This window comes from Halomonas sp. BN3-1, assembly GCF_003056325.1.
GTDB classification, from domain to species: domain Bacteria; phylum Pseudomonadota; class Gammaproteobacteria; order Pseudomonadales; family Halomonadaceae; genus Halomonas; species Halomonas litopenaei.
In genome coordinates this window covers 1-14,362 of sequence record NZ_PYVV01000016.1, presented here as the reverse complement: position 1 = coordinate 14,362, position 14,362 = coordinate 1, and the positions used below count along the sequence as shown (strand labels likewise).

At 61.6% G+C, this 14,362-nt stretch carries 13 protein-coding genes and 1 pseudogene; 3 read left to right on the top strand and 11 right to left on the bottom strand.

The window, feature by feature from the left end; genetic code table 11:
- Positions 1–37: 37 nt before the first annotated feature.
- Both C9F12_RS19005 and C9F12_RS19000 read right to left on the bottom strand, forming a co-directional pair.
- Positions 38–976: an acetamidase/formamidase family protein gene (locus C9F12_RS19005; protein ID WP_045990938.1), complete on the bottom strand. Its 939-nt coding sequence runs from the start codon at positions 974–976 to the stop codon at positions 38–40.
- A gap of 118 nt (positions 977–1,094) precedes the next feature.
- Entirely contained in the window at positions 1,095–2,441 is a 1,347-nt protein-coding gene (locus C9F12_RS19000) for an APC family permease (RefSeq protein ID WP_108449869.1), read from the bottom strand.
- A gap of 290 nt (positions 2,442–2,731) precedes the next feature.
- Here C9F12_RS19000 and C9F12_RS18995 point away from each other — a divergent pair, with 290 nt between their 5' ends.
- Positions 2,732–3,466, top strand: coding sequence for an FCD domain-containing protein (locus C9F12_RS18995; RefSeq protein ID WP_108449868.1), 735 nt, complete (start codon positions 2,732–2,734; stop codon positions 3,464–3,466).
- A 219-nt stretch (positions 3,467–3,685) separates the two neighbouring features.
- On the opposite strand, the gene C9F12_RS18990 is transcribed toward C9F12_RS18995, so the two are convergent.
- The 5 genes from C9F12_RS18990 to C9F12_RS18975 form a co-directional block, all read right to left on the bottom strand.
- Complete coding sequence (locus tag C9F12_RS18990) at positions 3,686–4,054, bottom strand: tautomerase family protein (RefSeq protein WP_045990948.1); 369 nt, start codon at positions 4,052–4,054, stop codon at positions 3,686–3,688.
- An 81-nt stretch (positions 4,055–4,135) separates the two neighbouring features.
- Positions 4,136–4,897: an enoyl-CoA hydratase-related protein gene (locus C9F12_RS18985; RefSeq protein WP_108449920.1), complete on the bottom strand. Its 762-nt coding sequence runs from the start codon at positions 4,895–4,897 to the stop codon at positions 4,136–4,138.
- Between the two features lie 252 nt (positions 4,898–5,149).
- On the bottom strand, positions 5,150–6,571 hold the full coding sequence (locus C9F12_RS18980) for a CoA transferase (protein WP_240184298.1): 1,422 nt from the start codon (positions 6,569–6,571) through the stop codon (positions 5,150–5,152).
- Positions 6,571–6,717 carry a hypothetical protein gene (locus C9F12_RS22660; RefSeq protein ID WP_162816529.1) on the bottom strand — a complete coding sequence of 49 codons (147 nt, stop codon included), beginning with the start codon at positions 6,715–6,717 and terminating at the stop codon, positions 6,571–6,573. Before C9F12_RS22660 ends, C9F12_RS18980 begins: the two co-directional genes overlap by 1 nt.
- A gap of 515 nt (positions 6,718–7,232) precedes the next feature.
- Entirely contained in the window at positions 7,233–8,927 is a 1,695-nt protein-coding gene (locus C9F12_RS18975) for a hypothetical protein (protein WP_108449867.1), read from the bottom strand.
- A gap of 381 nt (positions 8,928–9,308) precedes the next feature.
- Here C9F12_RS18975 and C9F12_RS18970 point away from each other — a divergent pair, with 381 nt between their 5' ends.
- Together C9F12_RS18970 and C9F12_RS18965 are read left to right on the top strand one after the other, a co-directional pair.
- Positions 9,309–10,229 (top strand): LysR substrate-binding domain-containing protein, encoded by a 921-nt coding sequence (locus C9F12_RS18970; RefSeq protein WP_108449866.1) that lies wholly within the window; start codon positions 9,309–9,311, stop codon positions 10,227–10,229.
- A gap of 260 nt (positions 10,230–10,489) precedes the next feature.
- Positions 10,490–10,924 (top strand): hypothetical protein, encoded by a 435-nt coding sequence (locus tag C9F12_RS18965; protein ID WP_240184297.1) that lies wholly within the window; start codon positions 10,490–10,492, stop codon positions 10,922–10,924.
- A 275-nt stretch (positions 10,925–11,199) separates the two neighbouring features.
- Here C9F12_RS18965 and C9F12_RS18960 read toward each other — a convergent pair whose 3' ends face one another.
- The 4 genes and pseudogenes from C9F12_RS18960 to C9F12_RS18945 form a co-directional block, all read right to left on the bottom strand.
- Complete coding sequence (locus C9F12_RS18960; RefSeq protein WP_108449865.1) at positions 11,200–12,405, bottom strand: NAD(P)-binding domain-containing protein; 1,206 nt, start codon at positions 12,403–12,405, stop codon at positions 11,200–11,202.
- 88 nt (positions 12,406–12,493) lie between these two features.
- Entirely contained in the window at positions 12,494–13,039 is a 546-nt protein-coding gene (locus C9F12_RS18955) for a MarR family transcriptional regulator (protein WP_108449864.1), read from the bottom strand.
- A gap of 145 nt (positions 13,040–13,184) precedes the next feature.
- Positions 13,185–13,361 carry a hypothetical protein gene (locus tag C9F12_RS18950; RefSeq protein WP_162816528.1) on the bottom strand — a complete coding sequence of 59 codons (177 nt, stop codon included), beginning with the start codon at positions 13,359–13,361 and terminating at the stop codon, positions 13,185–13,187.
- Between the two features lie 179 nt (positions 13,362–13,540).
- Positions 13,541–14,233 (bottom strand): annotated as a pseudogene (locus C9F12_RS18945) (4Fe-4S dicluster domain-containing protein); the annotation flags it as partial.
- Between the last annotated feature and the right edge of the window lie 129 nt (positions 14,234–14,362).

Here is a 14,362-nt window from a genome sequence, read left to right as displayed (position 1 = left end):
ACGTTCTGACGAACGGAAAGGTCAGTTCAGCTCAGCCCTAGATGGCTCTGAGACTCTTCGAGCGGAAGATCGACCGAGGCATGTAGAAGGACACCACCCAGTTGGGCTGATCGACGATCTCGCTGACCCGTAGCCGCCCTGCCACGCTGCAAAGCGCGTAGGCCAGCTGCTCATCCATGCCGGCCTGACGGTGCAACCGATCGATCATGAAGCGCACCGCGTCACGGGCGCCCTGCATCAGGTCCGGCCCCACCCCGGTGGTGACCAGAAAGCCCGCATCTTCCTCGCTCGACGCTCCCGGCGGCACGTCGAACATCGGCGCAGGAATATTGCCTGCCTTGTGCAGACGCAAGGTTGCCGTGGCGGCCATGCGGGTCTCTACCGCCGTTCCGCAGACCTCACCGTCGCCCTGGCAGGCGTGGGTGTCGCCGATGCTCAGAAGCCCTCCCTTGACCTGCACCGGCAGGTACAGCCGAGCTCCCTTTACCAGGTCACGGATGTCGAGATTGCCGCCGCAGATGCGCGGCGGCACGATGGAGTGCTGCCCCGGCTCAGCAGGCGCGAGCCCGATGGTACCGGCGAAGGGCCGAAACGGAATCACGATGTCCTCGTCGAAGTACACCGACTCGCTGTCGTACTCCGACACCTTGAGCCAGGGCGAGGTGAAATCGTCGGCCAGCAGCCCGAAACCCGGGATCAGCCCCGTCCAGCCCCACTGCCCCGGCTCGAAGTCGACCAGCTCCACCTCGATCACATCGCCGGGTTCGGCATCCTCCATATAGAGGGGGCCACACACCGGATTGAGCTCCCCTGCCGGCAGTCGGGTCAGCGCGTCGGCCTGGCTGTGTCGGGTAATCAAGCCACCGCTGGCATCGAGAATATCGAAGCGCCGAGTATCACCGGAACTGATCGTTTCCTGCGGCTCGAGGGCGTGGTCAAAACAGTGATGAACGTCGTGTATCGTCTTGATCTTCATTCTTGCGTCTCCACCTCGAGGCGCCGATCGTCTTCGCCGACCGGCGCCTCGAGTGTTTTCAATTGGCCCTGGGCGCTGTTCTCAACATCGACGAGCGCAGGCACTTTTCAGGCAAGCCTTAGATTTCCATCTGCACGGCACGTCCACCGCGCTTGGCAAAGGCGTAGACGCCGACACCGACAACCGCCCAGGCCAACCCGATCAGCACGGTATAGGACTCGAACCCGCTCCAGATGTAGCCGACCACGGCCAGGCCGAGCAGCGGACACAGGATATGCAGGAAGGGATTGGCGGCCTTCTTCTTGAACACGAAGTAGTAGAGCGTGGTGATGTTCAGAATGATGAAGGCGGTCAGGGCGCCGATGGTCACGATGGAGGTCAACAACGCCAGCTGCTGCATGAAGGCGATCCCCGCGACGATGGACACGGCACCGACCAGCAGCGCACTGACGTAGGGCGTCTTGAAGCGCGGGTGAACCCGAGCCAGCGGCGCCGGCAGCAGCCGATCACGGCCCATGCTGTAGAGGATTCGCGCGGTCGCGATCTGGGCCACCAGGGAGTCAGCGACACCCCAGGCGATAGCGGTGGTCGCGGCGGTCAGCACCGCCAGCCAGCCGCCCCCGGCGATACGCGCGGTTTCATAGAAGGCGGTGTCGAGATTGTTGAACGAGGCGGGATCGGGCTGGATCAGCGCCGCCACCCAGGTCTGGGCGATGAACAGGCCACCGATGATCAACAGCACCAGGAAGATCGCCTTGCTGACCGCCTTGCCACCGCCCTTGGCCTCTTCCGCCAGGGTGGAGATGCCATCGAAACCGAGAAAACTGAGCACCGCGATCGGCACCGCAGAGATGATCAGCCCCAGCGAGAAGTCATCTGCATCGTAGACCGGGGCCATCGAGAAGACGGCACCGTTGACGTTGTTGCTGATGGCCACCACCCCCACCACCAGAAACACCGCCAGCACCAGCAGTTCGGCCACCAGCATCCAGCGGTTGAAGGCGGCGGTGAAGCTGATGCCGCGAATATTGATGTAGGTGTTGAATACGACGAAGGCCACCACCAGCAGGATCGGTGACAGTGACGGGAAGATGTCGTGAATCGCCAGCGCCCCCACCACGTACAGCAGCGCCGGAATCAGGATGTAGTCCAGCAGCATGATCCAGCCCGCGACGAAGCCGGCAAAGCTGCCCGCCCCGCGGGACACGTAGGAGTACACCGAGCCTGCTACCGGGAATTCCTTGGCCATCTGGGAGTAGCAGATGGCGGTAAACAGCATCCCAACAAGGCCGATGACATAGGCGGTGACGATCATGCCACCGCTGGCGCTCATGACGTGGCCGAAGATACCGAAGGGAGCGATCGGCACGATGAAGATCAGGCCGTAGATCACAAGATCTCTCAGCTTGAGCGTTCGTGAGAGTTCCTGGGTGTAGCCCAGACTCTCCAGGGTATTGTCACTCATCGGTGATTTCCTCTTGTTCTAGTTGGCAAGGCGGGGATCTCCCGCCATCGAGCGGTCGAAGACGTCCACCGGGGGCGAGGCTGCCTGCGTGGCGACACTGGGCGGCCTCTTGCTGTGCATTCCCTTGGCCGGTCAAGAATCTGACGGCGCCGTGTATACTCGAACCCGCCAGCAGACCCGGACGCGGTTCGCGACCTGCGACAGTGCGCCGGACACAGCGACGTTGGCCGCTTCATTTTTAGAAAATCACACTTAAAGGTATTGTGACAATACCTTTTGGAGAGAACCCTATGCTTGAACCGTCTCGAACCGACCTGCCAGGCGCCGGCGGCGCCCGCTCGGCCACCCAGGAGCTGGCGGACCGGATCGTGACGGCGATCGCCATTGGCGCCTACTCCCCCGGGGATCGCCTGCCGCCGGAGCGCGACCTGGCGGAGCGCCAGGGGGTCAGTCGCGTCACCGTCCGCGGCGCCTTGAAGATCGTGGGCGAGCTTGGCCTGATCGAATCCCGCCGTGGTCGTGATGGCGGTACCTTTGTCACCTTCAAACGGGTCGACGAGGCCTCGCCCAACACCGCCCAGCGTATCCTCGGACAGGAGCTGCCCCAGCTCAGGGACTTCTTCGACTATCGCTGTCTGGTGGAGGGGCTGGTGGCCAGAACCGCCGCCGAGCGTCACGACGAGGCCCAGGCCAAAACATTGCAGGCGCTGCTGGACCGCTTCTGCGACACCGACGACGCCTCCGTCGCCCGCCAACTCGATGAGCGCCTTCACGACTGCATCATGGCGATGGCCGACAATCACCATCTGGTCGCCCAGTCACGTCAACTGACGGCGCGCGCTACTCTGGGATTCGGCTCCGAACCCTACCCCGCCGAATCATTGCCAAGGGCAAGACGGGAACATCGTGAACTGGTCCAAGCCATCCTCGAGCGACGCGCAGACGACGCCTTCAGCGTCGCCCAGCATCACTTCACACTGACGCTTGCGATCATGGAACATTCACTGGATGGGCGACCGCTCTAGCCCGACTCCCGGGAAAGCGGCTTTGGTGAGGGGTTTGATGAAGGGCTTTGCAAGCGGCTTTGGCGAGGGGTTTGATGAGGGGCTTTGCTGAAGTGCCTTGGCAAAGAGTTCAGAAATCAAGGAAGAGAACCGGTGGACGAACGAGCCGGGCAGGCCCTCTGATTCGCCTAAAAAATGGCCCGCTATTCGCGGGCCATGGTCGTCTCGGTGCATCCGTTTTCAGGTTTCACAGAACTGCGCCACACCATCCCTGAACGACCAGTCGATGTCCTGGTTCTCGGTGATGGTGATCATGACGTTATGCGGGGGGATGCCGGGGTTTTCGGCAAGTGACTCGACGACCCTGGCGTAGAACGCCTTCTTGTCGGCGTCCGGGCGACCACTTCGCATCACCAGGTGCATCATGACGCGATCCGAATCACGCCTTTGCAACTGCAGGTTCTCCGGCTCGCACTCATTGATCACCTGATAGCGATCGTCGTCGGGGAAGCCCATGGTATCGATGACGGCGGCGTTAACCTGATCCGCCACGGCCCTGACGTAGTCTCTCGACTTCCCTTTCACTAGATTGATCGTCACAAACGGCATCCACCCCTCCTGTCCCGGTCAATGATTGACGCTCTGTATTCGACGCTGTTGGTTGTCTTTCGTCGCGAGCTCGGCCGACGTCTAGCGATGGCGGAAGACCGGCGCACGCTTCTTGACGAAGGCATTCATGCCTTCCTTCTGCCCCTCGGTGGCAAAGGCCGCCTGGAACAGTAGACGCTCCTGGCGCAGGCCTTCTGCCAGCGGGGTCTCGAAGGCCGCGTTGACCGCTCGCTTGGCCATCTTGACGGCTGGCGCGTTGTAGCCTGCGATGGTGTGCGCTGCCTCGAGGGCGTTTTGCATCAGCTCATCCTTCGGCACGACTCGCGCCACCAGCCCGATCTCCTTGGCCTCCTGGGCACCGATGTTGCGACCGGTCAGCACCAGGTCCATCGCCATCGCCTTGCCGACCGAACGTGCCAGACGCTGGGAACCGCCGATGCCGGGCAGGATCCCCAGCTTGATCTCGGGTTGCCCGAACTGGGCATCGTCTGAGGCGATGATCATGTCGCACAGCAGGGCCAGCTCGCAGCCGCCGCCCAGCGCAAAGCCGGCCACCGCAGCGATGATGGGCTTGGAAATCTGGCGCACCTCGTCCCAGGGGGCCAGGAAGTCATCCATGTAGAAATCGGTGAACGACTTCTCGGCCATCTCCTCGATATCGGCGCCGGCCGCAAAGGCTCTCGGGTTGCCGGCAATCACGATGGCACCGATGCCGGGGTCGGCGTCCAGCTCGCGCAGTACCGCTAGCGTTTCTTCCGCCAGTTGGCGATTGAGTGCGTTCAAGCTTTTCGGGCGATTCAGGATGATCAGCCCGACCCGTTCGCGGCGTTCCACCACGATCATCTCTGGCTCACCGTTACCTGCCTCAAACGAAGCCTCGGAGGCGACATTCTGTGTTTGTCCTTCGACCTTCTTGTTCATCTCTTGTCTCCTGACGTTACCCGTAAACCAGCTGAGTATCGGTTCGATACGCTCCCACCTGCGGCCGTCATCTCGCCTGGTCGTGATGCGACCTGACAGCGCCGCGCCACACCGGATATTCACGACCCGGTATCGCCAAGCGGCGTACATCTGATGAAAAAACGCGTCTGACGACTATGGTTTTCCGACCCGCTTGCCCAGATCTCGAGCGGGCTCTTGACCCTGTTTGTCGGAGGCCGACTGGCCACCCTTTATCCGGGTGGCGGCGCTGCCACTCGCCTTGCGCGAGTCTTGCCTGGCCATCGCTGCTTGATCGCTCTGGGCTCCTTGACGTTGCCCCGAGGATGTCGCGCCGGCCTTGGCCGACCGCGCCTTGCCGGCTTGCCCTGGCGTGGAAGGCAGGCAATAGGAACCGTGACGCGCCATCAACTCATCGAGAATGGCCTGTCGATGTTGTCCCAGGCCTGGCGCCACCAGCGGTGTGTCGCTGCCAAGGTCCACCCTGCCGGTCATCTTTATCGGGTTGCCCGCCGTCCTGAAGGGCTTCCCGGCGCTTCCCTGGACCTGGAGGATCATGTTTCTCGCCTTCAACTGGGGATGATCGAGCAGTTTGTCGATGGTGTTGATCGGCGAGCAGGGAACGCCTTCCTCGTTGAGCAGGTCGACCCAGTGCTGCACGGGCCTGGTCGTCAGGATGCGCTCCATCTCCTCCACCAGCGCCGGGCGATTCTGGCAGCGAAGATCATTGGTGATGAACCGGGGATCGAAGGCCAGTCGCGAGGCGCCGATGGCATCGGCCATCAGCAGAAACAGGGTGTCGTTGCCGGCGGCGATGACCAGCTTGCCATCCTCGGCCTTGAAGCTTTCGAAGGGCGCCAGCGACGGATGGCAATCACCGGTTCTATTCGGCACGACGCCTTCGATGTCGTAGCGTGCCAGCGCCGTTTCCATCATCGCCGCCTGGCAGTCCAGCATGCCGATATCGACACGGGTCCCCTGAGCGTCCTTGGTTCGGCTATACAGCGAAGAGATGATGCCCACCGCCGCAAACAGGGCCGCGCTCAGGTCGCCAAAGCTGGTACCGACTCGGGCCGGTTCACCGTCCGGCCAACCGGTCAGACTCATCACGCCGCCCATGGCCTGCACCACCATGTCGTAGCCTGGCAACTCGCTGAACGGGCCGGTGTGACCGAAGCCTGAAATCGAGGAATAGATCAGGTGAGGATGGGTCTGGGCGAGACGCTCCGGCCCATAGCCAAGACGCTCCATGACCCCGGGCCTGAAGTTCTCCACCAGCACATCGGACTCGTCCAGCAGGCGCTCCAGCAACTCGCGATCACGCGGCGACTTGATGTCCAGTACGATGCTTTCCTTGTTTCGGTTGAAGCAACTGAAGTAGGCACTTTCGTTTTCGACAAAGGGGCCGAATTCTCGTGTGTCGTCACCGGTGCCGATCTTCTCGACCTTGATGACGCGGGCGCCAAGGTCCGCCAGGACCATGGTGCAGTAGGGCCCTGCAAGCACCCGCGAGAAGTCCAGTACCGTCACGCCGTCCAGAGGCCCTTTCTTTGGTTCGTCCAGTGGTGTGTTGGCCATCAACTTGTCTCCTGTGTTGTTGTATCGAGCGCCAGCGTCAGCTGGCGACTGGCCACACCGGAGGCACGGTGGCAGACGTGCTGATGGCCCGGAGAGGCACGTTCACCGATCTGGCCAGCGACGAGATGGGAAGCGATAGCGGTCATGGGGATCGGCCCTTTATAAAATTTTTTTAATCTGCACCGAGGGGAATCGACCCTTGGTGGGGCTCCTTCTTGGTTATGCCTCAGAATATGGGGACCACAGACCAGTACAATTCAGTTATTCGCAATCCAGATATAAGTTTTGAAAATATCAAAACCCACTAAGTGAGAACCCGATACGGTACTCACCGCCCGAAGCGCGCCAGCATCACGATGGTGTGCCCAGCCGATCGACATCACGGCGGCATCCTCAGCAGCCGATCACGTCCTGGCGTTGCATCTAAAGTTGAAGCCACAAACAACGACGCCCGGGGGACCGGACGGTATTGGGCGTGCACGGGTTGGGGATGGTGTTCGAGCGCCGTTGCCTGGCCATCGGCGTGCAGGGGGCGGGCAACTACCGCAAGGGGCTTGCCGTGGGGGCTGTCGAGCAGGCCGATGTGTCTTCATGGCCTGAAAACGGACGCGGACGGTCTGAGGAATCGCTTTCAGGCCCCAGCCGCGCCCTGTTGCAGATCTTAAATCGCCTGCCATGCCTCCGGCAGTTCCACATACCCACTCACTGCCGATCCGACAAAGGAGGCGGCAGCCTCGAGTCCGGCCAGCGCCATGGCGCCACCATGCCAGCCGAAGATGCCGTCGCCCGAGTCCCGAGAAGATTCAGCGCTGAAGGAAGCCTCGTCATCGAACAGGTCACCAAGGTGAAGGGCGTCATCACGGGCCCCGGCCGAGAAGACGCTATCGCCGGCATCGGCAAGCGAGACCTCTTCCCTCGACCACTCGACGCCTTGGCCTTCCTGAGGTGCATCGACGAAGGTAATATCGCGATCGAACCAATCGAATCGAAACTCGTCTTCCAGACGATCGTCTTCGATAACGTAGCGCAGGCCGGGACCGGCACCGCGAAAGCCGCCACCGTACTCGAACTCGATGCGCTCGATGCCGCTCGCCAGGGTCAGGGAATCATTGCCGGACACGCCAATCCGCCCATCATCCAGCCGGTAGACCTCGTAGTCGTCCGCCTCTCCCTCGAATAACAGGGTGTCGGTGCCCTGCCCCCCTTCGACCTGGTTGGTGCCGGTCGAGACCCGGATCTGGTCGTCTCCGGCAAAGCCTTCGATGTAATCATCGGACGTGCCGTCACGCAGCAGGTCGTCAAAGACACTGCCGACAATAAAGGCCGGCTCGCCCGCGTGATTGGATGTCGGCGAGTCGACGTCGCCCACCCAGTGTATCGCGCGCCCAGCAGCACCAAGCGAGGACACCACCACTACGCTGTCCTGACTCATCAACTCATAAAACGATGAGGAGACAATGCGCGCGACCGCGTCCGACGTGATGCCACCGAGATGCGCGCCCCAGGCGAAGGGATTCAGCCCGCTATCACTGGCCAACAGCCAGGGCGACTTGCTGTAGACAGCATCGAACAGCACCAGATTGTCCACGGAGCTTGAGTAGTTCTCATCGCTGTTCTCCAGAAAGCCATCGAAGCCCTCGAGCGCCGACTTCAGATCCTCGTGGTCACCGACGAAACGATGGATGACGTCGTTCTCGAAACCGATATTGAGCACATTGTCGGCTTCGAAAATCAGCGGTGACGCATGGCCAAGATAGTGACTGTCAGCGAAGAACCCACCCGCCAACTGATCCGAGAAGCGCGCCTGGATATTGGCCAGCGCCCCGCCCAGGCTGTAGCCGGTAATGATGGCGTCATCACCCTCAAGCCCATGCTGGTCCATGAACGACGCCACCCCGGACAGCACGGGCGCCATGGTCTTCGCGATCTCCTTGCCGGAATTCAGAAAGGAGTAGTCGACGATATCTACCGGGGCATTGGTACCGGCATAGGACACGCTGACGCGGCTGATGTTGCCCAGGGCGTCCTGCTCGGCCAGGACCTTGAGCTGGGGGCCACGGGAGACATTGCCGAGCAAGGGGCTCTGAAGCGTGATGTAGCCATCGACGTCCACCAGAGAGGATGGCAACCCCAGTTCGCTGGCCGAGACTTCTCGCCAGCCTCCCGATAGGCCACAGGTGACCTGATTGGCTGAAAAGGTCCCCGGTCCTGCGATGTTGTCCAGGGTCACCAGCATCTGTCCAAGGGGAAGCCCGAGCGCACGGTCTGTCTGCGAGTAGGTCGCCAGCGCATGCGAGGTGACAGCGAGCTCGGCAGAGGCCGACGAGTCAAGCCCAGAGATCGTAAAAAGTGGCATAGAACACCCTCACCTGTGAACTTCAGCACAAGAAAAGACAACAGCCTAGCCCAGTTTCTACGCTTTCCGACCCCATCATTGCTTCACCGACTCTTCAGGCAAAGCTGCTGCGATAAAGCGTCGAAAAAAGAAGCGATATGGAAAGAAGATTCCTCCCATCCTTCTTGTATTTTACGAGCTATCAAGACGGTGAGTTTTACCGAACCTCCATGCCGGAACCAGTGTCGATCGCTGCGTAGATGTGCCCGAACGGTGCCCTGGCAATGTCCTGAAAAACATCTGCCCGGCCATTGCTGGCGTATATCTGCAGACGGTATCGGCCTCAACGGTAGTGCCTCGACTGCGGTAGAATGGCGTTTTTTACGCTGGAGTCAGCGTTCGATGAAGGCCCGTCATCTCCCCTCGACCACCACGCTTCAGTGTTTCGAAGCCGCTGCCCGGCACCTGAGTTTCACCCGGGCTGCGGATGAGCTGAGCATCACCCAGAGCGCCATCAGCAAGCAGGTGGCCCAGCTCGAGGACTACCTGCAGCACAAGCTCTTCCGTCGACTCAGGCGCACCCTGGTGCTGACGCCGGAAGGCTCGCTGTACCTGACCGAGGTGCGCAAGATCCTGGCCCACCTCGAGATGTCGGCCAACGCCATCATGACCTACAGCGGCCACGGTGACGTGCTCAAGGTGGCCACGCTTCCCACCTTCGGCACACGCTGGCTGTCGCTGCAGCTACCGGCCTTCTTCGAGGCTCACCCCGGTATCACCCTGCACCTGTCCGACCGCGTGGAGACCTTCGATCTGGAAAACGAAGGCATCGACATAGCGATCTTCCACGGCCACGGCAGCTGGCCCAACCTCGAATGTCACAAGCTGTTCGAGGAAGAGGTGATGGCGGTCGGCGCACCCGGCTATCTGGCGCGCCAGCGCATCGTCAGCCCCGCCGATCTGGCCAACTGCCGGCTGCTGCACCTGTCGACCCGCCCCGACGCGTGGCACCGCTGGTTCGACGAACAGGGCATTCGCACCGATCGCAGCTACCACGGTATCCGCTTCGAAACCTTTCAGACGCTGATTCGCACGGTCATGGCCGGCGGCGGCCTTGCCCTGATTCCACGCTTCATGATCGACCATGAACTGGAAGCCGGCGCCCTGGTCCCCGCCTGGCCCACCCTGTTGCGCGGTCCCAACGCCTACTACCTGGTCTATCCCGAGCACCTGGGAGAGCTCGCCAAGGTGCGCCAGTTCGTCGACCACCTCAAAGGCTGCGCCGCGCCACAGGCCCCGTCCGAGCAGGCCCGGTCAAAGTAGCCCCCCGCGAGTAGTCCCCGTCCGAGCTAGCTCCGCCCGAGTAAGCCCCATCCGAGTAAGCCCCGTCCGAGCAGCTACCAGGGGCGTCGCCGGCTGAGACCCTCCGTTTTCGGTGGCTCGGCACATGGCCTGGCCCCTTCCCTGCTCCCGCACGAAAAGTTTTCTTCTGGTTGTAAGGTCCCGCTTTCAGATGCGACACAGCCTCCCACGGCGCTCGCCCATCGAGCGCCATCCCCTAGAAGACGACCAAGGAAGCTCAGATGCACACTGAAGGAAACGAGATGGCGGGCCTCAAGGGCGGGCTGCTGGCGATGCGTATCGGCATCTTTCTGGTACTGCTGGTCTGGACCCTGAGCAAGTTCATCAATCCAAGCCAGGGCAGCGGGATCATGGACAAGTACTTCGGCATCACCGGCGTCGGCACCGCCGTCGTGGTGGCGCTAGGTGTGCTCGAACTGGTGCTGATCCTGGCCTTCGTCAGCGGCAGCTTCAAGCGCATAAGCTATGGTGGCGTGCTGCTGGTACACGGCGTCTCGACACTGGTGACTATCCCGGCGATGGTGACCGATCCCTTCGGCCATATGCTGTTCTTCGCCGCCCTGCCGATGCTGGCCGCCTGCTACACCCTCTATCGACTGCGCGACCACGACACCCTGCTAACCCTGGAACGCCCGTCGCCCCTCGCCACCGTCTGAGGCGACGTCGCCAGAACAGAAGCACCCCTGGTAAGGGATGCCTCACCTACCGGGGGCCGTCTATGTCAGGCAGGTTGATTCGTTCGGGCACGCCCCCCTAGGCGCTGTCCGAAAAGTCGACGAGCGAAGGTTAGACAAGGCAAAAATCGGTGAGAAAGCGCAGTTTACGGGGTGTAAATGAGCATTTTGATCCAATTTTTTACCCCGTATTACCGAGCGCAGGCACTTTTCAGACAAGCCCTAGCCCCGCCATCCTTGCAGGTACCGTCTTTCCATCAATGGCTGAGGCTACCTCGTGCCGCCCTTTCCGCCAGCGTTGCCACCACCGAGCGCACCTGTTCGTAACCGGTCCTCAACAGGAAGGTGGGGGCACGGCCGTAGCTCTTGATGCCCAGGATATACAGCCCCTGCTCCGGATGGCGGAGCTCCTCGGCGCCGTGGGAGGGTACCGAGCCACAGCTGTGTACGTTGGGATCGATCAACGGAGCCAGACGAACCGGACTCTGGGTGGCCGGATCCAGCTCGAGGCGAAGCTCGGTCAACAGCGACAGATCCGGCCGGAAGCCGGTAGCGACGATGACCTCGTCTACCGGCGGCAGGCTCTGACCTTCCCCGTGGATGAGCAGACCATCGGCCCCCTCCTCAAGTCGCTCGATCCTGACCCCGGGATAGACCTCGATCCTGCCATCGCTCACCAGGCGCTGAACCTCCAGCCCGAGCCGACCACGTTCCTCGAGAGGATCGTCGGTGCACCCGCAGAACATCCTGGCCAGTGAATCACCACGGATCGCCCACAGCACCCTGGTATCCGGGGCTGCCTCGCCAAGCTCGGCCAGATCGCGGAGTAGATTGAAGGCCGAATGCCCGGCGCCGACCACCAGCACACGCCGGTTGGCGTAGCGATCGCGCCCTTCCTTCAGCACCGCCGGCAGACCGTAGGTCACTCGCTGTGGCCGTCGCGCTTCCCCCAGCGCGGGCATGCCGTGGGCTCCCATCCAGTTGGGCTGGCCGAAGGTACCGGAGGCATCTATGACAGCATCGGCCAAAAGGTCGCGCTCGCCATCGGGGTCTTCGATCCTCAGGATGAACTGCGCCTCGAAGCGCCCCTTGTCCTTCAGCACATCGATCCCGGACCGACTCACGCCCACAACTCTACTTTGCAGGCGCACGCGGTCTCGGAGCTCAGGCAGGTTCGCCAGCGGCTCCAGATAGTGCTCCACAAGCTCCTGCCCGGTCGGGCAAGCATTGCCGCCTGGTGGCTGCCATCCCCAAGCCTTCAACAGTGCGGCAGCGTGATCGTCGAGGTTGCATTCCCAGGGCGTGAACATTCGCACATGCCCCCACTGCCGCAGATGTTCACCGACGCCCGTACCCGCTTCGATGACTACCGGATCGAGTCCATGCGCTAGCGCATGGGCGCAGGCGGCGAGCCCCATGGGGCCGCCTCCGATAATCGCGACCCTGCCGCTTGTCTGATTCATCTATCGCTCCTTCAGTGACTGGCATTGTTACGGGAGTGCCCACGTACCATTCTTTAGTTGTCACTATCAACGATATAGGCAAAAAAACTCAGGTCTCGTCCTCGACAGCACTCAGGGCCCCAGGCCCCGAACCACAGCGCCGTTGCGCGGCCTGGGTCAACTGCCGTATCAGGGTCAGCGCCGCCTGACGCATATCCGGGGTGAGACCTTCGAGCATCGCCCGCTCTTCAGCGATCAGGTCGGCGCGTATCTTCTGGTACAGCGCTTCTCCCTGCACCGTGGGGCGAATCAGTGCGGCACGTCGATCTACTGGATCGGCAACCCGGTCGACATGTCCCTTGCGCACCAGGGCGTCCACCACGCGACTCGCCGTGCTCTTGTCCAGGTACATTTCGCTTGCCAGCCCCTGCAGGCGCAACGGCCCTTGATGGACCAGGGTCTCCAGGGCATAGCACTGGGCCACCGAGAGGTCATAGCCGCAGATGCGATCGCGATCTCGAAACTGGTGGACCCGAATCAGCTGATTGAGTGCGTCATAGAGCGCTCGGGCATCCCGGTCGAGGTTCTCGCCGCTCGGGAGGTCGCGAGGGTTGTTGCTATCGCTTTGATTGTCGCTATCGCTTTGGAGAGGCATGGGGTCTTTGGCAATTTAGTTGGCACTTGCAACGTAAATGACGGCCCTGCCCGGGTCAAGCCGTACCCTTCGGGCCACCTTTGCTGAAATTGACAGGCAACATGGCCATCTGAGAGAAGCACTCGCCCTCGTCCCATTGCGTTGCTTACTGATCGCTCGCCGCCCGCACCACCTGCTCTGCCAAGATCAGTACCCTATCCACCACCGCAACAGGGGCATCGAGCGCACCACCGATCTCCGACAATTCGGTGCAGGCCAGCACCAGCACTTCGGCCCCGCGCTCGGCGAGTTTGTCGGCTGCTCCCGCCAAGACGGGAAACACGCCAGGAAACACACCGCCGCGCCATAGAGCATGAGCCCCTGGCTGCGGCGGCAAAGCGCCTGGCGGACGCCGGTGAATGCACGGATCCTTTTGCACGGGACTATACGGGCTTACACGAGCCTATACGGGCTTACGCGGGCCAAAGAGCCCGCATCCTGCAATGCGGAGACTCCGCTGAGTTACATATTCGGGTAGTTGGGCCCTCCACCTTGAGGTGCCACCCAGGTGATATTCTGAGCCGGATCCTTGATATCGCACGTCTTGCAGTGAACACAGTTCTGAAAATTGATCTGAAACCGCGGTTGCCCATCGGCATCTTCGAGCACCTCATAGACTCCCGCCGGACAATAGCGCTGGGCCGGCTCCGCGAAATCGGGCAGGTTCTCGCGGATCGGTAGTTCAGGATCCTTCAGTCGAAGATGGCAAGGCTGGTTCTCCTCATGGTTGGTATTTGATAAAAACACCGAGGAGAGCTTGTCGAAGGACAACACGCCGTCCGGCCTGGGATAGTCGATCTTCTCGCACTCCTCAGCTTTCAACAGGCGAGCATGGTCCGGCCTGGTATCGTGAACACGCGGCAACTTGCCACCGACAAGCTGGTCAAGAAAGTTGTATGCCCCCCCTGCCACCGTGCCGTACTTATGAATCGCCGGACCAAAGTTACGGCTCTTGTCGAGTTCAGCGTAGGCCCAGCTGGCCTGCCACTTGTCCTCGAACGCGGCAAGCTCACTCCCCCCTGGATCCCCCTTGCTCAAGGCCTCGAAGACCGTTTCTGCGGCGACCAGCCCTGACTTCATGGCTGTGTGCAGCCCTTTGATCTTGGCAAAATTGAGGGTGCCAGCGTCGCAGCCAATCAATAACCCACCAGGGAAGGGGCGGTCTCAACCTACAAGCGCAACACTATTGGAGTGCCGGAGATCCGGGCACTGACTTCTGGAGAACCTCCGCGTATACCTCCAGAGGCGTCTTGGCGTTCAACGTCTCTCTAGGCCTGGTATTGA

Coding starts and splice junctions, on each gene's coding strand:
- C9F12_RS19005 (WP_045990938.1), bottom strand. CDS start 976: ATGAAGATCAAGACGATACACGACGTTCATCACTGTTTTGACCACGCC.
- C9F12_RS19000 (WP_108449869.1), bottom strand. CDS start 2,441: ATGAGTGACAATACCCTGGAGAGTCTGGGCTACACCCAGGAACTCTCA.
- C9F12_RS18995 (WP_108449868.1), top strand. CDS start 2,732: ATGCTTGAACCGTCTCGAACCGACCTGCCAGGCGCCGGCGGCGCCCGC.
- C9F12_RS18990 (WP_045990948.1), bottom strand. CDS start 4,054: ATGCCGTTTGTGACGATCAATCTAGTGAAAGGGAAGTCGAGAGACTAC.
- C9F12_RS18985 (WP_108449920.1), bottom strand. CDS start 4,897: ATGATCGTGGTGGAACGCCGCGAACGGGTCGGGCTGATCATCCTGAAT.
- C9F12_RS18980 (WP_240184298.1), bottom strand. CDS start 6,571: ATGGCCAACACACCACTGGACGAACCAAAGAAAGGGCCTCTGGACGGC.
- C9F12_RS22660 (WP_162816529.1), bottom strand. CDS start 6,717: ATGACCGCTATCGCTTCCCATCTCGTCGCTGGCCAGATCGGTGAACGT.
- C9F12_RS18975 (WP_108449867.1), bottom strand. CDS start 8,927: ATGCCACTTTTTACGATCTCTGGGCTTGACTCGTCGGCCTCTGCCGAG.
- C9F12_RS18970 (WP_108449866.1), top strand. CDS start 9,309: ATGAAGGCCCGTCATCTCCCCTCGACCACCACGCTTCAGTGTTTCGAA.
- C9F12_RS18965 (WP_240184297.1), top strand. CDS start 10,490: ATGCACACTGAAGGAAACGAGATGGCGGGCCTCAAGGGCGGGCTGCTG.
- C9F12_RS18960 (WP_108449865.1), bottom strand. CDS start 12,405: ATGAATCAGACAAGCGGCAGGGTCGCGATTATCGGAGGCGGCCCCATG.
- C9F12_RS18955 (WP_108449864.1), bottom strand. CDS start 13,039: ATGCCTCTCCAAAGCGATAGCGACAATCAAAGCGATAGCAACAACCCT.